Raw genomic sequence first — 23,146 nt, forward strand, 5'->3', positions numbered from 1 at the left:
TCCCAATGCAAAGAACCGCCATCAATCCCGTGCACACGGCAGCGATCACAGAATCACCCATGCGCCTTCCCAACGACCGCGGCTCACGCACCTGCCCTGCTCCGTACATCATGGCTCCTCCTTAAGACCAGCCCCTTGTTACAGCCTCATCATCGCAGCGCCGCACATGAGCTGCCATCGATTTGACTTACGCCCAGCTTTCCTTTTTGAAAGGTTGGACCGTACGGGCAAGAGACGCTTTCAGGCGCATGCATCGCCGCGTTGAACTACAATGTGCTTCACCATATATGCCGCAACCTGGGTGCGACAGATTCACCGCGCCCGCATCGAAAGGACCAGCTATGAGCGCCGCTCGCAAGACACTCAAAATCCTTGCCCTGATTTATTTTGTTCTGGGCATCGCCAGTCTCGTCATTGGAATCGCCGGCATCGCGACCGGCAAGTTCGAGTCCACCTACGGGCCGAACGCCATGCTCGCCACGGTCGTGCTTGTCGCCAAAGGCCTCATCGATCTCGCCGCGGGCGTTGCGGGCATCAAGGGCGCCAACAAGCCTTCGCAGGTAGGCGGCGCGTTTAAGCTCGGCATCGTCGCCGCAATCGCCACGATTGCGCAGGCTGTGCTCACGCTCCCCGCGTTTGGCGGCGACGCCATCAACTATGGCGCCTTTGTCATCGTGGTCTACGACCTGTTCTTTGTTCAGCAGGCACATGCCGTTAAGGCCGAGAACAAGGACCGCCTGTAAGCGCTCGCTTCTCATAACCTCTGCAGCCAAGCAACTAAAAAGGGCCGATCGCGCATCTCCGCGGTCGGCCCTTTACGTTTGCCCAGATAAAACCTGCCAAAATAAACCTGTCCCTTTTTGGTAGGTTAGTGGCGGTACTCGGCGATGATGAAGTCGATGTCGGTTTGAAGGGTGTCCAGGTTTGCCAGGCGCTCTTTGTCGGCGGGGCGCGTGCGGTAGTAGTACGGCGTCATCTGGAACACCGCCTCGATGTCGGCCTGGGTCTGGAGCGTAATGTTCGCAGACACCCGCTGCGTTCCGACCAACTCGAGCTCGGTAGTCTTCGGCAGCTTCTCGTCGTTGAGATATGGCGTGTCGTAGAGCACCTCCTTGAGCCCAAACAGATGACGGGCACCCGGCACCACGGTGTAGAGCGAGCCCCCGGGCGCCAGCACGCGAGAAAACTCACGCTCGTTAAAGGGAGCAAAGAGCTCGGTCACCATATCAAAGGCGCCATCAGCCACGGGGATATCCTTCATGTTGGCCACAAAATAGGTCGCATCGCCGCGCTTGGCGGCCAGGCGCACCATCTCTTTGCCCAAGTCGAACCCGTAAGCGTCCACGCCCGGCACCGCACCCATGGCGCTGGTGTAGTAGCCCTCGCCGCAGCAAATATCGAGCAAGGTCATGGGGCCGTTCGTAGACGCGGCACGTTCAGACACCCGCTCGCGCACCAGCTCGACCATCGCATCGCGCAACAGCGCATAGTATCCACGGTTCAGAAAGTCACGACGGCTGCGCGCCTGCGACTTGGGATCGCCCATGGAGTCGCCGCTCTTGGACGAGCGCAGCAGATACAGATAGCCCTCGCGCGCACGGTCAAACCGGTGTCCACCCGCACATGCAGCACCGCGCTCGTCGTCCACCAACGGCTCATGGCAAACGGGACACAACAACATGGCAACTCCTTAGCGCGAACAACACAACGCCCACCATTGTCGCACGCCTTCCCCACCTAGTCATAGAAGAGACAAGGAGTGTCCCCAGCTGCCGACAGAAAAGGAACGTCCCTAAGTGCCGGCTGGCTGCATTAGGAGTATCATCGTCTGCGCAAATAAGCACGAAAGAGCATATTAGAGATTGAGAGCGTATGGCAGGCACCGCATCTAAGCACATTGACATGACCACCGGCTCGCTATGGCGCAATATTCCCCTGTTCGCCTTCCCCGTGGCCGCCACGAGCATCTTGGAGCAGCTGTCGAACCTCATCGCCACGGTCATCATCGGTAACTTCTCGGGCGACCAGGGAACCCTCGCCATGGCGGCGGTCGGCTCCAATGTTCCGCTTACCAGTCTTATGCTCAACCTTTTTATTGGCATGTCGCTTGGCTCCAACGTGGTCATCGCCAACGCTATCGGCCGCAACGATCAGAACATGGTCAAACGCGCCGTCCATACCTCGATTTTAATGGCGCTCGTGGGCTTTGTCGTCATCGCACTGGGCGAGATCTTTGCCGAGCCCATGCTCGCTGCGCTCAACGTGCCTGCCGAGACCATGCCGCTCGCCTCGCTCTACCTGCGCGTCTTTTTGCTCAGCATGCCCTCGATCTTGCTCTACAACTTTGAGGCCGCGATCTTCCGCTCCGTCGGCATCACCCGCATGCCGCTGCAGGCGCTCGCCGTGTCCACCGTCCTCAACATTGGCCTGGACCTCATCTTTGTCCCCGTGCTCCACTGGGGCGTCACGGGCGTCGCCATCGCCACCGCCATCGCCTACACCGTCAGCGCCGCCACACTCTTTGTCCACCTGCTCAAGACCGACTCCGTCGTCCGCGTCACCCCACGCGACTTAGGCTTAGACCCCGTCGCCCTCAAGCGCATCGTCAAGATCGGCCTGCCCGCCGGCATCCAAAGCGCTGTCTTTGCCGTCGCCAACATCATCATCCAGTCCGCCATCAACAGCTTGGGCACCGAGGTCATGGCGGCATCAAGCGCCGCCATGAGCTTGGAGTACGTGTGCTACAACCTGCTCAACAGCTTTAGCCAGGCTTGCACCACCTTTGTGGGACAAAACCACGGCGCTCGCCAGATCGACCGCTGCACCAAGACGCTCAAGGTCTGCCTGATCGAAGGCGGTATCGTTGCACTCACCACGATTATCGTTATCGTCGGTCTGGGGCGCGAGATCCTATCGCTCTTTAACAGCGACCCCAACATCGTCTCGATCGGCTACATCCGCGTGTGTTCGATCTTCCCGGCATACGCCTTTAGCATGTTTTACGAAAACATGTCCGGCTACCTGCGCGGCTTTGGCATCTCGCTCATGCCCGCCCTCATCACCATGATCTGCGTCTGCGGCATTCGCTTCTATTGGGTATTCTGCGTGTTCCCGCACTTCCGTACCTTTGCGAACATCATGATGGTCTACCCCATCAGCCTGGGCACCACGGCATTCTTTATGGTCGTGGCGGTATTGCTCTGCCACCCGGCACGCACCTATCACACCGCCCAAGCCAAAGCGACAGCCCGCTAAACACCGCACTCAACGTCACGCCAGTCATTAATTGACAATATGCGAGCTCATATAGTCGATAAAACGCCTCGTGGCGATAGGCATGGTGTCCCAGCTGCGCCAAGCTGCCACCACGTCGCGCGAGGGAGCATGCACGATGGGACGTACGCGGATATCGGCCCGCATGCCCTCGACGGTACGGCGATACAGCATACTTACGCCTAGGCCCTCCTCCACCATCGCCATGATGGTGTAGTCGTCGGTGACCTCACTCGTCACGTGCGGCGACAGCCCGTGCGCCGCGAATGCATCGAGCACCAGGCTCTGCTCGCCCTCATCCAGTAACACAAACGGTTCGGACGCCAGGTCGGCGAGTGTCACCTTTTCCTTTGCCGTCAGCGGATGCGCGGCCGGCAACAATGCTACCAACTCGTCGTGATAGACCACGCGCTTCTCGAGCCCAGCGGTAAATCCGCGCGCCGTAAAACAAAAATCAACCACGCCATCGTGTACCCATTGAGCGTTGCGCGTGTAATCGCCCTGCTTGAGGGTAAAGCGTACGCCCGGGTGCAGCGCACCAAAGTCGCGGATCACGCGTGGCAACACGGTACGACTCACGTTGGTAAATGTCGCAATGCGAATATCAGTCGAGGAGAACCCCAGCAGCTCCTGGCGCTTGCCCTCGAGCTCGGCCTCAGCGGTCACAATCTGGCGCAGGAACGGCAGATATTGTTTACCGTCGCGCGTAAGCGAAACGCCCTGCTTACCGCGCTCGATAAGCGTGGTACCCAGCTCGCGCTCGAGCGCTTTGACGGCCTGGCTCACCGCACTTTGCGTATAGCCCAGTTCGTCGGCCGCGCCCTTAAGACTGCCGCAATCGACCACCATACAAACAATCTGATACCGCGATGCCATCGTGCCTCCACATCGATGTAGCCGTAAAACGTTTTGCCAGGGCTTTTTCTACTAGCATTAGTATTTCTTAATCATACTGAAGATACATTCGCTTTACTACATCCATATCTGGGAGCAGAATCCTTTTTGCGAAACCGTTCTGTAACAAAAGGAGTCCCATGGATCGCAAAAAAGCAATCGCGCTCTCATTTTCCGTTCCCGTCGCATGGGGCTTTTCGTACCCCCTCATGAAGATCGGCATGGACAGCATGAACGCCACGAGCATCGTTGCGCTGCGCTGCATCATCGCCTTTGCAGCTTGCCTTGTGCTCTTTCACAAGCACGCGCTGCGCATCAACCGTGACCTGATGGTTCGCGCCGCCATCATCGGCGCCATCATGGCAACCGAGCTCACCTGCATGTGCCTGGGCTCCAGCCTCACCTCCGCCTCCACCGCTGGCTTTTTGCAGAGCCTGACGGTCGTGATCGTGCCGTTTGCCAACGCCGCCCTGCTGCGTCGCGCCCCCGAGCGCAAGGTACTCATCGGCACCGCCATCGTCACCTGCGGTATGCTGCTGCTCTCGGGTGCCGACTTTACCAGCCTGAATCCCGGCGCGATCATCATGTTGCTCTCAGCCTTTATCTATGCCAGCCACATTATCGTAGCCAAGCGCTTTGTCGAAGAAGTCGACCCACTGGCCTTGGGTGTTTGGCAGCTGGGCTTTGGCGGCCTGTTCTCGGGCATCGCCGCGTGCACCTTTGGCGGCTTCACGCTTCCCAGCACGCCCAACGAAATCGTCGTGGTCGTCGCGCTCGCACTCATCTGCTCTGCCTACGGCTTTATCACCCAGACGCTCGTGCAGCCCCACGTGCCCGCCGAGACCACCGGCTTTGCCTTCTCGCTGGAGCCGGTCTGCTCCGCCGTCTTCTCGTTCTTCCTGGTCGGCGAGGTCCTGAGCCCCATCGCCTTCTTTGGCGCCGCCCTCATCCTCACCGGTGTGATGGTGGCAACCGTCGAGCTCCCGCGCCTTCGCTCGCAAGGACACGCTCACATGGCAGGAGCGCCCGAGCGCGTCTCGTAGACCCCACTCTTCATGCAGCCGCGGCATAAAGGCAACCGGTGCGCCTTTACAATAGATGCCAACAGAGCATCTGCCGTAAAGGAGCCCCATGGACACCGCAACTCGCGACCGCAACATAGCAACTTGGTTGGGCGATGCGCCGCAGCCGGTACGTGACACAACGAACCAGCTGCTCGAGCGCATCGCCCTTTTACGTGCCGAGCAGACTATCTACCCGGCACAAGACGACATCCTCAATGCCCTCGCCTATACGCCGGCCAACCAGGTCAAGGTTGTCATTTTGGGTCAAGATCCCTATCACGGACCCAACCAGGCCATGGGGTTATCGTTCTCGGTCCCCGCGTCGCAAACCAAGTTGCCGCCGAGCCTGCGCAACATCTATAAGGAACTCAACGCCGATCTGGGTTGTCCCATTCCCGCCACGGGAGACCTAACCCCATGGGCACAACAGGGCGTCCTGCTCCTCAACACGACGCTCACCGTGCGCGAGCATGCCGCCAACTCGCACGCCAAGCTGGGCTGGAGCACCCTGACCGATTACGTCATCGAACGCTGCTGTCAGCTGCCCCAGCCGGTCGTCTTTTTGGCATGGGGTCGCTTTGCCCAGCAGATGGTCGAAGGCAAGCTCGCCGCGACCGGCGCGGGAAAGGCAACCGGCAAGTTCTGTCTGGCCTCTACGCACCCCTCGCCGCTTTCGGCAAACCGTGCCACGGCAGAACTCCCCGCTTTTATGGGGTCGTGCCCCTTCTCCGCTGCCAATCGGCTACTCGAACAGCACGGCTCGACCCCCGTCAACTGGACTTGCCTCGGCTAAAAATCGATACATCAAAAAACGCGCCCGACGGCTTCCCATCGGGCGCGTTTCCTATTCGGGCCAAATAAATTGTGTGCGGCCGGCCTCGCCGCCATCGATCAGCAGGCTCTGCCCGGTCATAAACCGGTTGGTCACGCCCACAAAGTAGATCCACTCGGCGATCTCTTGGGCGGTGGCCCAGCGTTTAAGCGGCGTGAGCTCCATAATCTGGTTCCACAGGTGTTCGTCTTCCATCACGCAACGGTTGAGCGGCGTGATAACGCCGCCCGGGTCCACACTGTTGGCGATAGCCTGCGGCGCCAGACGGTTTGCAAGGTTCTTGGTGTAGGCGATAACGCCGCCCTTGCTGGCGGCATAGGCGGGAAACTCCGATCCCGTATGCCCGCTCGCCGACCCCACATTGACCACGGATGTAATGGCCGGCGCCGGCTTGGCGGCAAGCCCCTCCCCCACAAAGGCATAGCGCTCGGTCACGTTGATGGTGCCGCACAGGTTGGCGGCAATATCGTCGGCCGAATCCTGCGTGCCGGCAACGTTCACGATCACCTGGGGTTCAAGCTCGTCTGGAAACGAATCCGGCTCGCGGACATCGACGATCAGATGGCGATAGCGCTCGTGCTCGACTGCCGCCGGCAGCAGATCAAAGCCCACGACCTCGTGACCCTCGTCCAAAAAGCGCTGCACGCACGCGGCTCCAATACCACCCGAAGCACCCGTGATCAAAACCCGCATACTTGCTCCTTAGGCGATTGCGTGGCGCTCGAGGTACTCGGCGCCCACATTCTCACGCTCCCAGCCACGCACGACCTTGTAGCCCACGGGGCTCAGGAAGACCTCGCACAGCAGCTCGGCAACAGCGCCGGTCAGCGAGCACATAAGGACCTGTACCCAGGTCCAACCAAAGAACGTGTGGCTCACCACAATGGCAAAGACCAGGTTGTCGATAAACTGGCCAACACCCGTGGACACATAGGAACGGAAGGCAAAGCTCGCAAAGTTATTCTTTTTGAGCATACGGCCGAGCGACTGGTTGAGCGTGGAGTTCACCACGGCAGAAACGAGCATTGCCAGCGAAGAGCCCAACACCACGTACCAGGTGCCGCCGATGGTGGCGTTAAGGGCGGTGTTGACCTCGATCATGCCCGTGTCATAGTAGGCGCCCCACATGCCGGGCGTGAGCGAGCACAGCCAAAAGCACAGGCTTACGGCCAGGTTGACCGCCAGCGCGAGGATAGAGATTTTGATGGATGCCTTGGCGCCAAAACGCTTGCAGATCATGTCCTGGCACAAAAACGAAACCCAGCTCACCACAAAGCCGCAATCGAGTGCCAGATACGGCAGGCTGATGAGCTCTTTGTTGGCCAGCAGGTTCATCATGATGACGCTCACGAAAAACAGCGAAACCGTTGCCGCGGGAATGCTCCGCAACAGGACCTTATAGTCCTCCATGACCTTCTTGATCATTGTGTACTCCTTTGGTTTTAGGTTTAACGAGCAGGATATCGGACCCGAACTGCTCGGACGCCCCGGTCTTGAGACGACGGTGGGTATGATAGCCGCTCACACGGCATCAGGCAAGCAACCGGCGCGGCAGCCCCGCAGGTCCACCGCGCCGATGCGCTAAAACGCTACGTTGCCAAACTCCGACAGGATAAGGTCGGGGTTGTGGTCGGTTGCCCAGTCCACGTTCCACGGGCTCGTGAACAGCAGCAGCTTACCGCCGCGCATGTCCTCGACGCGCAGGGTATCGCGCGTGAGCGAAAGGCCCGGGATGTCGATGGTGTCGGGGTCGTTTTGGATCCAGCGGATGTCCGTATAGGGCAGCGGCTGGCGACGAACCTCAACACGGTACTCGGCCTTAAGACGGCGCTCGAGTACCTCAAACTGCAGCACGCCGACCACGCCCACGATGACGCTCTCCATGCCGGCACCCAGCTCGCGGAAGATCTGGATGGCACCCTCCTGGGCAAGCTCCTCCATACCCTTCACAAACTGCTTGCGCTTGAGCGTGTCGACCTGCGTAATGCGAGCGAACATCTCGGGGGCGAACGTCGGGATCTGCGGATACTGCACGCGGCGCTTACCGGAGCACACGGTGTCGCCGATGCTAAAGATGCCCGGGTCGAACAGACCAACGATATCGCCAGCGTACGCCTCGTCCACGATGGCGCGGTCGTCGGCCATCATCGAGGTGCCCGTGGCAAGCTTAAGCTTGCGGTTGCCCTGCACATGGAAGGCATCCATGCCGCGCTCGAACTTGCCCGAGCAAATGCGCACAAAGGCAATGCGGTCGCGGTGGTTCTTGTCCATGTTGGCCTGGATCTTAAACACGAAGCCGCTAAAGTCGTTCTCGGCGGGCGCGACCGGCTCGCTGGTGAGCGTATCGGTATAGGCACGCGGCGTCGGGGCCAGACGCAGGAACTCTTTAAGGAAGGGCTCCACGCCAAAGTTGGTGAGCGCCGAGCCGAAGAACGCCGGGCTCAGCTTGCCGCAGGCCACGGCATCCAGGTCGAGCTCGTCGCCGGCGCCATCGAGCAGCTCGATGTCGTCCATCAGGTTCTTGTGGTTCTCCTCGCCGATAAGCTCATCCATGGCCGGATCGCCCAGCTCGGCCTCGACCTCGGCGACCTTCTTGGTGGCGTTGGCGTGACCGTCGCCCTCAAAGGCGATGACGCGACGGGTCTGACGGTCGAACACGCCGCGGAAGTTGCGGCCGCTGCCGATCGGCCAGTTCATGGGATAGGTGTTGATGCCCAGAACGTTCTCGATCTCTTCCATGAGCTCAAACGGATCGCGAGCCTCGTGGTCGAGCTTGTTCACAAAGGTGAAGATGGGAATATGGCGCAGCGTACAGACCTTAAAGAGTTTTTTGGTCTGGGCCTCGACGCCCTTGGCGCCGTCAATGACCATGACTGCGGCGTCGGCGGCCATAAGGGTACGGTAGGTATCCTCCGAGAAGTCCTGGTGGCCGGGGGTATCGAGGATATTGACGCAGGCGCCGTTATAGGTGAACTGCAGCACCGAGGAGGTAACGGAAATACCGCGCTCCTTCTCGATGTCCATCCAGTCCGAGACGGCATGCTTGGCCGAGCTCTTGCCCTTGACCGAGCCGGCAGTCTGGATGCTGCCGGTATAGAGCAGCAGCTTCTCGGTAAGCGTGGTCTTACCGGCGTCCGGGTGGCTGATGATCGCGAATGTGCGGCGCGACGAGATTTCATCCGACAGGCTTGCCATGCGGATCCTTTCTTGCAATGAGTGCATTACGTCGATGTAACCGCACTATTGTAGCCGCGAAATCCCGCTCTAGGGCGCCTATCAGGACAAATTCATCAGTTGGGGCCTGGGTAGCCGGCCCAATCCGAATTTGTCTCTTGCGTAACTGTACATAGTGTATATATACTGTGCTTACCGGTTATATACACGTGTAGCCCAACAGCTAAGGAGCCGCTGTGGACATCATCCTATCCAATTCGAGCGACAAGCCCATCTACGAGCAGATATCCTCGCAGGTCAAAGCTCAGATCCTTTCGGGCACACTCGCTGCGGGAGCCAAACTCCCCAGCATCCGTACACTCGCGAGCGACCTGGGTGTGAGCGTCATCACCACCAAGCGCGCCTACGCCGACATGGAGCAACTCGGGTTTATCTGCACCGTGCAGGGCAAGGGCTGCTTTGTCGCCGAGGGCAACCAAGAACTCTTGCGCGAAAATCAGCTCTGCCATATCGAAGAGCTGCTTGCGAAAGCGGCGAGCCAAGCCGAAGCCTTGGGCGTCACGCGCGACAAGCTGCACGAGATGCTCGACCTCGTAGCCCCCGAAACCATGCAGTAGCCATCTGCAAGAAAGGCTATACCATGCAAAAGTTGCTAGAACTCAAAGGTGTATCGCGCCGCGTGAGCGACCGCTTTTCACTGCGCGACGTCACGCTTGCCGTGGAGCCCGGCCAGATCGTTGGCTTTGTGGGCGCAAATGGCGCCGGCAAGACGACGACCATTCGCGCCGCGCTTGGGCTTATAAAGCCCGATGCCGGCGAGGTGCATCTGCTTGGACAGCGCTGCGACGCCAACGCGCCCGACGAGACGCAGCGCCACCTGCGCTCCCGCATCGGGCTTGTCCTGGACACGTGTCCCTTCCCCTCCACGCTCAAGGTGGGCCAGGTCGAGAAGCTCGTAGGCCCGGCATACCCCACGTGGAGCTGCGAAACGTTCGCCGGATTCATCGACCGATTTGGCCTCGATCCCAAGACGAAGGTCAAGGACCTCTCCCGCGGCATGGGCATGAAGCTGCAGCTCGCCTGTGCGCTCAGCCACAATGCCAAGCTGCTCGTTTTGGACGAAGCCACCGCGGGCCTCGATCCCATGGCGCGCGAGGAACTGCTCGACGAGTTGCTTGCCTTTGTCGCCGACGGCCAGCACAGCGTGCTGCTCTCGAGCCACATTACATCCGACCTCGATCGCACTGCCGACCGCGTCATCTGCATCGATAACGGCTCGATTGTGTTTGACCTGCCGCGCGAGGACATTACCGACCGAGCCGGCATCGCCCACTGCACCCAAGCACAGGCCGCAGAGCTTATGGCTTGCGTCGAAGGTGCCCGTGCCGCCCACCACGCCTATAGCGTGGACGTGCTCGTACCCAACCGTCGCGAGGCGCTCGAGGCCTTCCCCGAGATTCCCTGCGACCGGGCAACCATTGATGACTATCTTCGCCTCATACTGAAAGGGGCTTCGAAATGAAACGCGCCTTTATGTCTGAGCTCGCCATCGTCCGCACGCTTGTCCCGAGCATCGCGGGCGTCGGCCTGTTCATCTTCGTCGTACTAACCCTCGCCAACGCATCGGATGGCGATGCCAGTATGAGCGCCGGCGCCTGCGCGGTCAGTGCCATGTCGCCCATCGTGGTCATGAGCTCGCTGGCCGGCTACGACAATCAAAACGGATGGGAGCGCTATCGGGCAACGCTGCCCCTCTCGCGCAAAGACATCATCTGCGCACGTTACCTCTGCATTGTTGCCTTCTCGGCCATCATGGCGTGCGCGACCGTGCTTTTGAGCACCATCACTCTTCCGTTCTTCGATCACACGGGCATGCCCTCGACGGGACAGATCGTCTTTGAGACCACAATAGCCTCCGCCGCATCGATGCTCATCTCCCTCATGATGGTGTTTCTGGCACAGCCGCTGTTCTTTCGATTTGGACACATGGAGGCGCTGCGCCTTTCCGTCGGCCTGTTTGCCCTGCTCGGATGCCTTGCCATGGCCACGCTGAGCTCCTCCAACCCCATCAGCAACTGGCTCATGTCGATTGCTGGGGCGAATCCCGATCCCGCCGTCCTCGGCTGCCTGTGCGCAGGAATTGCCGTACTGGCCCTCACGCTATGTGCAATCAGCTGCACCGTCAGCACCAAGGTCTATCGGGCACGCGACCTGTAGGCAAGCAAATCTCGACCCACGCGGGCCGCAATCGGTCGCAATCGCCCATCCGCAAATCCATGGCAAACGGCATGTCCCCGGCGTGCGCCACCGTACTACTTGCGCAGCGGCTTGGGAAGCGGAATGCCGGCGGCGATAACAGCGGCGATGATCATGCAGACGATGCCCTTGAGCGGGAAGCACATGAGCAGCAGGCCCACGACCATGACGGGCTGACGCATGACGGCGCCCATCGTCGAGGCGGTGCAGACGGCGACGCAAAAGACCGGATCTGCGCCGGTGAGGATGGCAAGGCCATAGCCCAGGCTCACACCCGAGAAGATAACCGGGAAGAAGTGGCCGCCGCGCCAACCAAGGTTGATGAGGGCGGGCGTCAGCATGGCCTTAACAAGACCGGTCGCGATAAGCACGCCAGCGGGAATGGTCAGATAGGTTTCCATGAGCACATCGGCCTGGGTCTCGCCGGCAAACATGGTGTAGGGCAGGACCGTGCCACAGATGGCGAGCGCCAGGCCGGCCAGCATGGCCTTGACGACCGGGCGCTCCCCTATTGCATGGGACAGTGCCTCGCTTGCATGCTCAGAGACAAAGTACAGCCAACCGCATACGGTGCCGACCAACGCCAGCGGAATGAGCCAGACAAGTTCCAGGTTACCCACCTGGGCGGCCTCGAACCTGGGCATGCCCATGCCGCCGCCCATAAGCTGGCCGAGCAGCAGATAGGTGCCCAGACCGCCGGCAATCGCGATGCCGTAGACCACGGTCTTTTGCGCCTTGGGCAGCTTGATGGTGATCTCATCGGACGCGGAGTCCTCGCCAGCGCCCTGGCCATCGGCGCTACCGGCGAGCGGCGCCACAAAACCAAAGACGGGCGCGGTAAAGAGCGCCGTCAGGGCGGCCTGGGTACCCAGCAGCGTGAGCTGCCTAAACTCGGCACCAAAGCGACGCATGCGGTCGCCGACCCAGCTGCACAGACCCGCGATAACGCCGGTCAGGCCGGCCTCCGGTCCAATGCTTCCGCCAAACAGCAGCGGCAGCAACGCCGCGAGCGAAAGCTTGCCCAGGTTGTCGTACGGATAGCGACCGTCTTGCTTAACCTTGGCCATTACCTGGTTGAGGTCATCGGTCTTGGTGCCCGTCATCTTTTCGTACAGGCCGATCAGCAGGCCGCCCAGCAGGCAGACGAAAAACGGATACGGCAAAAACCCGAACGGGCCGCTCGCGAGCTCGGGTGAAGCGACGCCCAGCATATGCGGGATCTCGGTCCATAGATAGTCGATACCGCGCTCCATCGCAAAGAAGAACAGCCAGACCGCGGTGCCCGCAAACGCACCGGTCGCAGCCACGCTCACTAAGAACAGCGCACGGTTTTTGGGTTTTGCAAGGGTATCCATCGGGACCTCCCGTGGTCAAATCGACAAAGATACGTTTTATTGTAGGACGAGCAGGCCTCGGGCGGGCTAACCATCTACGCCGCGAACGGTGCCGTTGGGTGCCGCACGAGCGATGAGCCTAAGGCTTAGGCGCCGATAATCGATGCGATTTGACGCAGGTCGTCGGCAAAGTAGATGCCGGTCTGGCGCTGCGGGCTCGATAGGCCCTTGTCGATCATGCGCCCGAGCAGCGACTTAAGATCGTTGTAGTAGCCCCCGAGGTTGTACAGGATGCACGGCGCATCGAGATGCCCCAACGACACGGCGGACATGACCTCGGCAATCTCCTCGAGCGTGCCCGTACCGCCCGGGAAGGCGATGAACGCGTCGCCGAGCTCGATCATCTTGGCCTTACGCTCGGCCATGTCACTCGTCACGATGAGATCGTCAATACCGTCGTGTTGAAACTCTGCCTCGATAAAAAAGCTCGGCTCAACGCCCGTCACATGCCCGCCAGCATTGAGCACGCTATCGGCAAGCGCGCCCATCAGGCCCGACTTGGAGCCGCCGTATACCAGCGCGTGGCCGTTGGAGCCAATCCACGTGCCGAGCTCTCGCACTGCAGGCAGAAACGCCGGGTCGTTGCCGACGCTCGCGCCCAGGTATACCGTGATATTCATATTCAGTCCCCCTCGTCGTGACGCGCGTCGCCCGTTCTAGCGTTGGCGTCGGCGATATTCGCGCACACGGCGCGACAGGTCGGCGAGCTCGTCACGATCGAGCTCTTCCAAATGCTCGAGATCGTCCATAAAGCGCGCCATGGTGTCCTTTTGACGCATCTTGATGAGCGTGTTGCAGTAGTTCACCGCCACGCCCGTGAGCATGGCGATGTAGAAGATGCTGATGACGCTCAAAACGACAGTGATAGCGCGGGCAACCGGCGTTTCGGCCGGGATATCGCCAAAGCCGATGGTCGATACGGTCTCAAAGCTAAACCAGAGGCCGTCGCCAAACGTAAGGGTCGTGGGCTCGGACAGCCAGACGGCCGTCGAGCACAGCAGATAGAAGACGAGAAACAGGCCCGTGATGCGTGCAAAGCCAGCCTGGCGCAACACGTCGGCAAGCGTCCTCAACTTGTTCATCGCGACCCCTTTTCCAGACGCCCAATCACATTCGCTCGTTATTGTCCCACACCCGGCAGAAAGGGACTGTCCCCAACTGCCGGGAGTGACCGTTTAGCGGTGCGGCGGCTGAATGGGCAGGCTGAGCTGGTATCCTTATGCGAAACTGTCTCAACTCGATAGGATTTCATGTGAAACCTTCCGCCGTCCTTCGCTTGGCTCTATATCGCACCCTGGCCGTCGCGCTTGCCGCGCTCGCCATACTGAGCGCCGTCATGCCCGCCCCCGCCTTTGCCGCCGACTCCGACCAGCAGGTCAAGACGGTCCGCGTTGGCTGGCTCGTCAACAACAAAGGCTTCCAGGAAGGCATGCCGGGCGAGCGACTCTCGGGGTGGGGCTACGAGTACCTCCAGACCCTCTCGTATTACACAAAGGGCTGGCAATACGAATACGTTAGCGGCACCTTCTCCGAGCTTATGGACATGCTCGAAGCAGGCGAAATCGACCTCATGCCCAACATCTCGTATTCGGCAGAACGCGAGCAGAAGCTGCTCTTTTCCTCGAACCCCGAGGGCACCGAGCGCTACTACATCTACGCCAGGCCCGACCGCGACGATCTGGCCAAGGGTGACCCCCAGGCGCTCCAAGGCCTCACCATCGGCTGCAACTCTGGCGTTATGCAAACTATCGTCGGCCAGCAGTGGCTCGCCGACGAAGGCGTCACCTGCACCTATAAAGAAATCGACACCGGCAGCGCCCTCTTTGAGGCGCTTGCAGACGGCGAGGTCGACGCCGTCATCATGAACGATACCATTTCGTCGCCCGATGCGTCACCCATGTTCTACGTAGGCTCGAGCGACTACTATTTTGCCGTTCCCAAAAGCCGCCCCGATCTGATGAACGACATCAACGCCGCCATGACGACCATCGCCCGCGATAACCCGCGCTATAACGAGGAAGTCAAATCGAGTTACTCGGCCCAAAACAGTGGCTCGTCATCGCTCACCGGCCCCGAGACCACCTGGCTCAAAACAAACGGCAATACCATCACGCTCGGCTATCTTAAAAACCAACTTCCCTACTGCACGCAAAATGACGACGGCGAGATGGAAGGATCGCTCGCCTCGCTTGCAACGACGTTGCACGACAAGTTTGGTATTACGGTCAAAACAATCGCACTCTCGAGCAACAAACAAATGATCAAAGCCCTTTCCAACGGGACCATCGATGTCGCTCTGCCGTTGTTTCGCGACTACTGGCTCGCCGAGCAGACAGGGGTCATCCAGTCAAACTCGATGGGAACGGTTTCGCTGACCGCCATTCACAGTGGCAAAAACCTGAACAGCGACCTTAAGAACATCGCTTGTACAAAGAGCACAATCGTTAACCGTTTTGAGCTCGAAAGTCTCTTTCCGAACGCAACGGTAACCGAGTATTCGAATGACGGCGAGGTGCTCAAAGCCCTCGATGAGGGGAAGGCACGTTGCATCATTGTCCCCAGCACGCGCCTGGAAACTCTCCGCGACATCTACGACATCGAGGATTTCGAAACACAGGAACTCACCAACACGGCACAACTATCGTGTTTAATTTCGCGCGGCAAGCCCGAGCTGCTGGGAATCATCAATAAGGGCATCGTCAATGCAGGTGAATCGCTCTCTGCAAACAGCTATTTCCCCACATCGTACTCGGCGCAAGAATCGGATGCGTTCCGACTTCTCTACCGCAACCGCATCGTCATTGCGGCAGTCGTCATTTGCATTTTGCTCACCGGCATCGTCATCCTTGTCTGGTCGCTTTACCGCGCACAGGAGGAACGGCAGAAAGCCGATGCCGCCAACGCCGCCAAAACCGCTTTCCTCACGCGCATGAGCCACGACATCCGCACGCCGCTCAACGGCATCCTAGGCCTTATCGAAATTGAGGAATTGAGAGAAGGCGACATGCAGGTCGCCCGCGAAAGCCGCGCCAAGGCGCGCGTTGCCGCCAATCACCTGCTGTCACTGATTAACGACATCCTCGAGATGGGCAGGATCGAGGAGTGCAAAGTGACGCTCGAGCACGAATCATTCAACCTTAAAGAGCTGTGCGACAATGCGCTCGTACTGTGCAAGCTCCGCGCATCGGACCGCGGCATAACCATGCTCGACACCAGCGAGCCCTACGCTGTCGACCAATATATGATCGGCAGCCCCACCCATATTCGGCAGATCCTTGTCAACCTGCTCGACAACAGCATCAAGTACAACAAGCACGGAGGCACCGTCACGTTCTCATCGACCATCAAACCGGTCGACGACGAGCACGCCGTGTTTTGCTTTAGCGTCTCGGATACCGGCATTGGTATGACGCCCGAGTTTTTGACGCACATTTACGAGCCGTTTGCCCAGGAAGGCGACGATGCGCGTAGCAAGTTCCAAGGAACCGGCATTGGCATGTCTATCGTCAAATCGCTCATCGATATGATGGGCGGCACGATTGAGATTTCGAGTGAGGTTGGCGCGGGAAGCACGTTCAACGTCCAGATACCGCTCGATATCGACAAGAACCCTCAGGCAAAAGAACGTGCGTCCAAGCAGACATACAGTTGCTCGCTTGCCGGCATGAACGTCCTTTTGGCAGAAGACAACGAGCTCAATGCCGAAATTGCCCAGGCTCTACTCGAAAGCGAAGGCATCGTCGTAACGCGCGCCGCCGACGGCAACAAAGCAGTCGACCTATACGTTAGTCGTCCCGCCGGCAGCTTCGATGCGATCCTGATGGACATCATGATGCCGGGCATGGATGGCTACGAGGCAACCCGCGCGATTCGTCTGAGCGAAAAGGCCGATGCAGCCGACATCCCCATCATCGCGCTCACTGCCAACGCCTTCAACGAGGACGCCAAGGCGGCACACGATGCCGGTATGAACGCCCATCTGCCCAAACCGCTCGACTTTAACAAGCTCAAAAACATACTCGCCCGCATCAAGAAAAACGGAACTGTTTCGCTATAGTTTGCGTTTAACCACCATGCACAGCCAGAAAGGAAGCCAACGATGTTTAGGCCCTTACGTCGAAAGAAACGCGCCATCACTGACGAGGAAGCGCGCGAGTTGCTCGCCACCTGTAAGCGCGGCGTCTTTGCCGTCAACGGCGATGATGGCTACCCCTATGCCATTCCCGTCAACTACTTCTTTGACGCCGAGCACGACAAGATTTATTTCCATGGCGCCAAGGCCGGCCACAAGGTCGATTCGCTCAGGCGTGACGATAAAGTCTGCTTTACCGTTTACGGCAACGAGTGGTACAAGGACGGCGACTGGGCTCCTTACGTCATGAGCACTGTGGTCTTTGGCCGTTGCCGCCTGGTAGATGAAGCGCCTGCGTTTATCGAGGACAAAGTCCGCCAGCTCGCGCTTAAGTACTACCCTTCTGCCGAAGAAGTCGAGGAAGAAATCGCCAAAGACATCAAGGGCGTCCAACTCTACGAGATTTCAATTGAGCATCTTTGCGGCAAGCAGATTCAGGAAAAGTAGCGAATGCGAAAAACGCGCTCGCTACCCTCTGCGCCCCATGCGCCCACGCATTTTGACGGCGTGGGCGCATGGGGCAGCACTCGAATCGAGCGCCCCCCTATACCCCAAAAACGTAGCGGTCCAGGCGCTCACACGCCTCCTTTACCCGCGAAAGGGGCAGTGCCAGATTCACGCGAATGTGGCAGGGCCCGTGGAACGGGCGGCCGTCCTGATACCCCACGCCCACACGAGCGCCCTCGTCGAGCAGCCACTGAATATCGCGGCCATGCTCGCGGCACCACTCGGTGCAGTCCAGAAACACCATGTAGGTGCCCTGCGGACGCGAATAGGACACGCCCGCAAAATGCTTGTCCACGTAATTGCAGAAGTAGTCGACGTTGCCCTCGATGACCTCATTGAGCTCATCAACCCACTCGTAGCCTTGCGGCTGGTAGGCACCGATAAGCGCATGCATGGAGAGGACGTTCATCTCGTTGTAGTGCGTCTTGTTGGACACGGCGCACACGCGGTCGCGCAGCGTCTCGTTATAGATGATGTGGTAGCTGCCGACCAGGCCCGCCAGGTTAAACGTCTTGCTGGGCGCATAGAGGGCAACCGTGCGCATGCGGGCATCCTCGCTCACCGACTGCGTCGGGATATGCTTGTGACCCGGCAGGATGATATCGGACCAAATCTCATCCGAGATCACCACGCAATCGTGCTGGCGATAGATGTCCATGGCACGTTCGATCTCGTCGCGCCCCCATACGCGGCCGCAGGGATTGTGCGGCGAGCAGAACACCGCGGCATGGATGTGGTTTTGGGCGAGCTTTCGCTCCATGTCCTCAAAGTCCATGCGCCACACGCCCCGATCGTCGAGCTTAAGCGGGCTGTGGACAATGCGATAGCCCGCGGCTTCGATAGACTTGGTAAAGCCGATGTAGGTGGGACTGTGGACCAGTACCGCATCGCCCGGCTGGACATATGCGCGCAGCGTCGACACGACACCGCCCAGCACGCCGTTTTCGTAGCCGATATGCTCCGGCGCCAAGCCCTCAACGCCGTTGCGACGGCTTTGCCATTCGATGATGCGGTCGAAGTACTCGTCACGCGGATTGAAATAGCCAAACATGGGATGCTGGGCGCGCTGAATGATGTGTTCCTGAACCGTGGGCACCGTGGCAAAACTCATATCCGCCACCCACATGGGGATGCGGTCGAAGCCCTCGTCGGGTGCGTTCGGAGCCATGTCGGGAATTTCTCCCCAGGAGTCAACGGCGATGGCGTCCATACCGTGGCGGTCGATAAGCGAGGTAAAGTCGTATTTCATGCTGAGCTCCCGTGCAAAGCGGATTGTTTCGGTAGGCGTTATTGTCCACCAGCGTGGGCGGTTTTGGAGCGGAGTTTGGCGCTTAATTTGACGGGTGCGGACGAATGGCTGGTTAGTCTCGCGCGTCGTTGATGGCGGTTATCGTCAACCTGGTTCCGTCGACCGTAAACGATATGTCAAGCCCAGCGTAAGCCAAATGGTAAACGCGGTTTGGCTCGTGTTTGCTGCCCGCACGGCGCGGATCTTGGCGGAGCACCTCGATCAAGCCGGGGAGCTTTGTGTCCGGGACCATGTCCCGCAGCGCTTGCGGGAGCTCGACATCGAGCTCTTGCCATGGCGCGTCCTCAATCCAGCCGCCCGTCGCATCCGGGTGACAGTCCGCAAACGGAATGTAAGGCTTAATGTCGTAGATGGGCGTACCGTCGCGCAGGTCGGCCCCCAGCACATGGATGATGGGACCATCGTCGGTGAGCTCGACACGATCAAGCTTGACGCAGGTGAGCCCGATGGGATTAGGGCGAAACGGACTGCGCGTGGCAAACACGCCCACGCGTTCGGCTCCACCCAGACGCGGTGGGCGCACGGTTTTCGACCATTTTGCGTTGGTGCCGGACCTGTCCTGCGTTTTGGCATCGGCGGCTATGTCCTTAGCCGTGCCGCCGGGCGTTCCGTTTTCGAAGCGCCAGAGCAGCCATAGGTGAGAGAAGGAGTCCAGACCCTCAACTGCAGCGTTGGAGGCAAATTCCGGCTCAAAGACGATGCGTCCCTGCAGATGGGGCGCCAAAAAGCTGTTGCGTGGGATGCCGAACTTCTGCGGCAGGTCGGTATGTATGTGTGCAATAGGTTCCATGCCGGTCATTGTACGGCATGGAGGCGTGGGGTGTTGCGCGCAATTCTTCGCCGCGGTCCCCGTCGTGCAACCAACGGTTGCTTGGAAGGGTGCCGGCCGCCGCGTATGCTTAAAGCAACAAACAGCAGAAAGGAGCCGTCATGGCCTTTGCAGAAAAGCTCATCGCCATCCGCCGCGACAACAATCTCACCCAAGAGCAACTCGCCGCCAAGCTCTTCGTCACACGCCAAGCCGTCAGCCGTTGGGAACGCGGCGAAGTCACGCCGGGCATCGACATGATGAAGCTCATTGCCGCCATAACCGGAGAACCGCTGTCCCACCTGCTCGAAATGCCCGAGCACTATTGCCAGAGCTGCGGCATGATACTCACGCCCGACGACTGCGGCACCGATGCTCACGGCGCAACGACCGACCATTACTGCAAGTGGTGCTACGACCACGGCAAGTACACCTACGAGACCACGATGGAGGCCATGATTGAGGATTGCGCCCCGCGCCTGGCACAAAACACCGGTATGTCGCTCGACGAAGCCGTCTCTCTCATGGGCGCCGTGCTGCCGCAATTGGAGCGCTGGCGCACCGTGCAGGAAAACGAGGAGCGCTACGGTGCCGAGGCGCGGGCGCGCTATGGCGACGAGGCCGTCGATGCAGCAAACGAGGCACTGCTGGACATGGACCCCGAGACATGGAACGACATGAAGGAACTTGAACGCGCTATTCTGGGCCAGCTCTCGATCGCCATGGGCGACGGCGAACCGGATGGAAGCGAGGCGCGCAAGCTTGTCGCAATGCACCGTCGATGGATTGGCCTTAACTGGGGACACGAACCCCAAGACGAAGCATACCTGGGCCTCGCCCACGGCTATCTTGCCGATCAGCGCTTTGTTGACTACTACGACAAGCCCTGCGGCACCGGAGCTACGGCGTTTCTGGTACAGGCCATCGAGTCGTCGCTGGCCCGCGCATAGATTGCGGCGGCTTTGGGTATTTCAATCAAAACCGCAACCGATTGGAGACACCATGGCTACTGATCATGAACTCGCGCTCTACGTTATGACTGGCTGCCCGTATTGCATAAAGGTCAAGCGCTTTTTGGCCGATAACGGCGTGACCATTCCCGAACGCAATATCTCGACTGACCCCGATGCCGAGCAGACGCTCATCGCCGTCGGCGGAAAACGCCAGGTTCCCTGCCTGTTCATTGACGGCAAACCGCTCTACGAGTCGAGCGACATCATCACCTGGACACAGAAAAACCTCCTCTAGCACTCATTGGGGACGTACTTAAATGAGTAGGTAGGAATTCAGCTTCTCAAATTTATAGAACATACGTTTGCTTTTATGCTATACTCGCCTCAAGGCATGAGACGAGTCGAGAGCTCCTGCGGAGGTCCCCAATGACACGCTGGAGCGAGCTCGGTAAGTAAGATCGGTGGTTACCGCACTCGCCCATCTCAGACAGGCTGCGCTCCTGTTCGCCGTCGCCATCAAAGAACGGCACTCACAACCAAACGTTTCCGTTATCCGTGAGTCACACAGGAGTGCATCGTTATGGCAAAAAAGATTCCAACCTTTACGTCCGACATCGTTTCGAGCGCCTGCTCAGATATCAGCGGAATCGTTGAAGCCAAGAGCCTTAATCAAAAGGGTATCGATCATGAAACTTCGCTTGAGGGGGCATTGCTCATCGGGCGCCGCCTCGAACAAGAGACCGCCGGATACCCCGTTACCAACCTCAAAGGATTGCTCTCCCCTGTCGGCGGCCATCTACACAAGCATTATGGTCCCCGCTTAGGACAATCCTATCTCACACGCTGCATTAAGTTCGCTCGCGCCGTTCCCAAAGACGTGCCACCTAGATCAGAGCTTGGCCTAACTCACTATGAGTCACTCGCTCGCATTACAAACGAGTACCTGCGTCTGGAGCTCATGAACGTCGCGGCCGACAACAGATGGTCCTCATCACGCGTCGCGCTTCACGCCAGATACCAAAGCCCACAAGATGCTCCAAGCAACAGGGAATTCCGCGAGCTCATAGCGAACCAGGAAGTTTGGCGCTTTGCACGCGCTTATACAGATGCTTGCGGAATCATCTCGCTTGAGAAGTTTGTTGAGCTTTACAATTCTTGCGCTCCCAAACCAGTCTCGATATTCGAAGTAAATGAAACCATTTGGAAAATCAGAGACGAGTCGGGGCGCATCGACAACCCCTGTATGTTATCCAGAGACGGAGAGCTGTACCTCATAACGCCGGAACTTGATGACACAGTCGAAAACAACCCTTATTACTACGACGACTACGGATATTCTTATCGAAAATATAAACGCCATAGCGAGTACACCGAGGAAATGCGTTCGTTACGCGAGCGACGTGTTCAGAGCAGGAGGGCGGCCATATTCGCTGCTCATAAACAGCATCCAATCAAAAAACTCGATTATGAGGACGTTGTCTGCGGATATGCCACCTACACACGGTTTCTTAACAATCTCAAACTGGATATCTTGAAGGATTCCAAGCTGAGTGCCGCGAGCCTTCACGCAAGAGAGGACGAATTCGATTTCATTATGGCAAAGCTCTTGCGCTCTATTGGTCTCAACGGCATGCCGACAGTGCAACAAATTAACGAAGATGCCGAATTTCTATTGATCGTCGTACGGCCCGATTTTTATGAACAAGCGAAGATAAACAAGGTCTCCAAACTCCTCTCGATAATCTATGAGAACACTCCCCTCTGGGAGTTCAACGGCCGCTCGCATACCGAACTAAGAAATGAAGAAGCGGTAGAGCCTCTCGTGCCAACTATGCAACCAACAGTCCAACCAAAACAGGCTGCTTAACCATATTAACTGCTTGTATTTTTGTCTACAAAACTGTATACATAAAGAGAGGTCCCTATGGAGCTCATCGCAATCCACCCCCATGCCCTCAAACATGGGCTGACAGAGACGGATATTACCTGCGCTTGGAACTCCGCTTTCGCATGGTTTAGGCGTGATCTTGAAAATGGAGGCATCGATTACGTTCTCGTTGGACTTGATGGAAAAAACCGCCTCATGGAGCTCATTGCTCGATGTTGCCCCGACCGAGATGGTTACATCATTTACCACGCCCTTGTCCCTCCTACGCGCAAGGTGCTCAGGGAAATCGGAATCGATCGATAGGAGGCGCTATGGACGCTAAACAGCTCGAAAAGATGATGGGGTTTGCTCCCGGTGAGCTAGAAAAAGCCGCAGCGGCATACGAAAAAGATGAGTGGCCGAAGGGCCACACCGTCAAGTTGGGAAGGCCGCCGATTTCCGATGAACCAAGCGTTGTTTTATCGGCACGTGTGGGCGAATCGGTTCTTGAAGCATTTGACGCAAAGGCAAAGCGCCATGGGCAAACGCGCACGGAGCGACTCAGGGAACTCATTACACTCGATGCAATGATTGCCTAGTCCCCTGCCGAACCAAACATGTACGTCAGCATCCAAAAACGATATTATTCGACATCCTTGGATGCTGGCGTACAGTTTTTTGCA

Annotated in this window: 23 protein-coding genes; 13 read left to right on the forward strand and 10 right to left on the reverse strand. The window is 58.7% G+C overall.

All coding sequences use genetic code 11. The features are described 5' to 3' along the window. Positions 1 to 341 precede the first annotated feature (341 nt). On the forward strand, positions 342 to 743 hold the full coding sequence (locus DW151_RS00520; RefSeq protein WP_118333965.1) for a hypothetical protein: 402 nt from the start codon (positions 342 to 344) through the stop codon (positions 741 to 743). Between the two features lie 125 nt (positions 744 to 868). Here the strand turns inward: DW151_RS00520 and DW151_RS00525 are convergent, their stop codons facing one another. Next, the gene (locus tag DW151_RS00525) at positions 869 to 1,681 is read right to left on the reverse strand and encodes a putative RNA methyltransferase (protein WP_118259607.1); all 813 of its coding nucleotides are present in this window, start codon (positions 1,679 to 1,681) and stop codon (positions 869 to 871) included. Between the two features lie 191 nt (positions 1,682 to 1,872). Between DW151_RS00525 and DW151_RS00530 the strand changes: the two genes are divergently transcribed. Continuing rightward, positions 1,873 to 3,255 carry an MATE family efflux transporter gene (locus DW151_RS00530; RefSeq protein ID WP_117776027.1) on the forward strand — a complete coding sequence of 461 codons (1,383 nt, stop codon included), beginning with the start codon at positions 1,873 to 1,875 and terminating at the stop codon, positions 3,253 to 3,255. A gap of 27 nt (positions 3,256 to 3,282) precedes the next feature. Here the strand turns inward: DW151_RS00530 and DW151_RS00535 are convergent, their stop codons facing one another. After that, positions 3,283 to 4,149: a LysR family transcriptional regulator gene (locus DW151_RS00535; protein ID WP_117776026.1), complete on the reverse strand. Its 867-nt coding sequence runs from the start codon at positions 4,147 to 4,149 to the stop codon at positions 3,283 to 3,285. A 158-nt stretch (positions 4,150 to 4,307) separates the two neighbouring features. Between DW151_RS00535 and DW151_RS00540 the strand changes: the two genes are divergently transcribed. Both DW151_RS00540 and DW151_RS00545 read left to right on the forward strand, forming a co-directional pair. Further along, on the forward strand, positions 4,308 to 5,210 hold the full coding sequence (locus tag DW151_RS00540; protein WP_118333967.1) for a DMT family transporter: 903 nt from the start codon (positions 4,308 to 4,310) through the stop codon (positions 5,208 to 5,210). Between the two features lie 88 nt (positions 5,211 to 5,298). Next, positions 5,299 to 6,024 (forward strand): uracil-DNA glycosylase, encoded by a 726-nt coding sequence (locus DW151_RS00545; RefSeq protein WP_118333968.1) that lies wholly within the window; start codon positions 5,299 to 5,301, stop codon positions 6,022 to 6,024. Positions 6,025 to 6,075: 51 nt separating this feature from the next. Here DW151_RS00545 and DW151_RS00550 read toward each other — a convergent pair whose 3' ends face one another. From DW151_RS00550 to DW151_RS00560, 3 genes are all read right to left on the reverse strand, one after another. After that, positions 6,076 to 6,756, reverse strand: a complete 681-nt coding sequence (locus DW151_RS00550; RefSeq protein ID WP_118333970.1) for an SDR family NAD(P)-dependent oxidoreductase — start codon at positions 6,754 to 6,756, stop codon at positions 6,076 to 6,078. Positions 6,757 to 6,765: 9 nt separating this feature from the next. After that, entirely contained in the window at positions 6,766 to 7,488 is a 723-nt protein-coding gene (locus DW151_RS00555; RefSeq protein WP_233543264.1) for a VUT family protein, read from the reverse strand. A 156-nt stretch (positions 7,489 to 7,644) separates the two neighbouring features. Beyond that, entirely contained in the window at positions 7,645 to 9,258 is a 1,614-nt protein-coding gene (locus DW151_RS00560; protein WP_118333971.1) for a peptide chain release factor 3, read from the reverse strand. A gap of 215 nt (positions 9,259 to 9,473) precedes the next feature. Between DW151_RS00560 and DW151_RS00565 the strand changes: the two genes are divergently transcribed. Genes DW151_RS00565 through DW151_RS00575 form a run of 3 tightly spaced genes read left to right on the forward strand, consistent with a single transcriptional unit; the run spans position 9,474 to position 11,454 of the window. Continuing rightward, positions 9,474 to 9,854 (forward strand): GntR family transcriptional regulator, encoded by a 381-nt coding sequence (locus DW151_RS00565; RefSeq protein WP_118333973.1) that lies wholly within the window; start codon positions 9,474 to 9,476, stop codon positions 9,852 to 9,854. Positions 9,855 to 9,877: 23 nt separating this feature from the next. Continuing rightward, positions 9,878 to 10,759 carry an ABC transporter ATP-binding protein gene (locus tag DW151_RS00570; protein ID WP_118333974.1) on the forward strand — a complete coding sequence of 294 codons (882 nt, stop codon included), beginning with the start codon at positions 9,878 to 9,880 and terminating at the stop codon, positions 10,757 to 10,759. Next, positions 10,756 to 11,454, forward strand: coding sequence for an ABC-2 transporter permease (locus DW151_RS00575; protein ID WP_117776021.1), 699 nt, complete (start codon positions 10,756 to 10,758; stop codon positions 11,452 to 11,454). The genes DW151_RS00570 and DW151_RS00575 overlap by 4 nt, the downstream gene beginning before the upstream one ends. A 95-nt stretch (positions 11,455 to 11,549) precedes the next feature. Here the strand turns inward: DW151_RS00575 and DW151_RS00580 are convergent, their stop codons facing one another. From DW151_RS00580 to DW151_RS00590, 3 genes are all read right to left on the reverse strand, one after another. Continuing rightward, positions 11,550 to 12,848 carry a chloride channel protein gene (locus tag DW151_RS00580; protein WP_118333976.1) on the reverse strand — a complete coding sequence of 433 codons (1,299 nt, stop codon included), beginning with the start codon at positions 12,846 to 12,848 and terminating at the stop codon, positions 11,550 to 11,552. A gap of 125 nt (positions 12,849 to 12,973) precedes the next feature. Further along, a complete protein-coding gene (locus DW151_RS00585) occupies positions 12,974 to 13,507 on the reverse strand; it encodes a TIGR00730 family Rossman fold protein (protein WP_117758274.1) in 534 nt (177 codons plus the stop codon). A 36-nt stretch (positions 13,508 to 13,543) separates the two neighbouring features. Continuing rightward, complete coding sequence (locus tag DW151_RS00590) at positions 13,544 to 13,969, reverse strand: potassium channel family protein (protein WP_055252221.1); 426 nt, start codon at positions 13,967 to 13,969, stop codon at positions 13,544 to 13,546. A gap of 170 nt (positions 13,970 to 14,139) precedes the next feature. On the opposite strand from DW151_RS00590, the gene DW151_RS00595 reads away from it, so the two are divergent. After that, positions 14,140 to 16,944, forward strand: coding sequence for a transporter substrate-binding domain-containing protein (locus DW151_RS00595; protein WP_158571631.1), 2,805 nt, complete (start codon positions 14,140 to 14,142; stop codon positions 16,942 to 16,944). A gap of 42 nt (positions 16,945 to 16,986) precedes the next feature. Beyond that, positions 16,987 to 17,466, forward strand: a complete 480-nt coding sequence (locus DW151_RS00600) for a pyridoxamine 5'-phosphate oxidase family protein (RefSeq protein ID WP_117630053.1) — start codon at positions 16,987 to 16,989, stop codon at positions 17,464 to 17,466. Positions 17,467 to 17,563: 97 nt separating this feature from the next. On the opposite strand, the gene DW151_RS00605 is transcribed toward DW151_RS00600, so the two are convergent. Both DW151_RS00605 and DW151_RS00610 read right to left on the reverse strand, forming a co-directional pair. Continuing rightward, the gene (locus tag DW151_RS00605) at positions 17,564 to 18,775 is read right to left on the reverse strand and encodes a MalY/PatB family protein (RefSeq protein WP_118333979.1); all 1,212 of its coding nucleotides are present in this window, start codon (positions 18,773 to 18,775) and stop codon (positions 17,564 to 17,566) included. Positions 18,776 to 18,887: 112 nt separating this feature from the next. Further along, a complete protein-coding gene (locus DW151_RS00610; RefSeq protein WP_233505724.1) occupies positions 18,888 to 19,625 on the reverse strand; it encodes a tRNA (N6-threonylcarbamoyladenosine(37)-N6)-methyltransferase TrmO in 738 nt (245 codons plus the stop codon). A gap of 140 nt (positions 19,626 to 19,765) precedes the next feature. Here DW151_RS00610 and DW151_RS10530 point away from each other — a divergent pair, with 140 nt between their 5' ends. The 4 genes from DW151_RS10530 (at position 19,766) to DW151_RS00635 (ending at position 23,062) form a co-directional block, all read left to right on the forward strand. Continuing rightward, on the forward strand, positions 19,766 to 20,593 hold the full coding sequence (locus DW151_RS10530) for a TipAS antibiotic-recognition domain-containing protein (protein WP_117757265.1): 828 nt from the start codon (positions 19,766 to 19,768) through the stop codon (positions 20,591 to 20,593). 52 nt (positions 20,594 to 20,645) lie between these two features. Further along, positions 20,646 to 20,891, forward strand: a complete 246-nt coding sequence (locus DW151_RS00620) for a glutaredoxin (protein ID WP_118333981.1) — start codon at positions 20,646 to 20,648, stop codon at positions 20,889 to 20,891. A gap of 285 nt (positions 20,892 to 21,176) precedes the next feature. Next, complete coding sequence (locus tag DW151_RS00625; RefSeq protein WP_118333983.1) at positions 21,177 to 22,463, forward strand: hypothetical protein; 1,287 nt, start codon at positions 21,177 to 21,179, stop codon at positions 22,461 to 22,463. Positions 22,464 to 22,795: 332 nt separating this feature from the next. Then, positions 22,796 to 23,062: a ribbon-helix-helix protein, CopG family gene (locus DW151_RS00635; protein ID WP_055252530.1), complete on the forward strand. Its 267-nt coding sequence runs from the start codon at positions 22,796 to 22,798 to the stop codon at positions 23,060 to 23,062. The last annotated feature ends 84 nt before the right edge of the window (positions 23,063 to 23,146 follow it).

Source organism: Collinsella sp. AM13-34 (assembly GCF_003473055.1).
GTDB lineage: Bacteria > Actinomycetota > Coriobacteriia > Coriobacteriales > Coriobacteriaceae > Collinsella.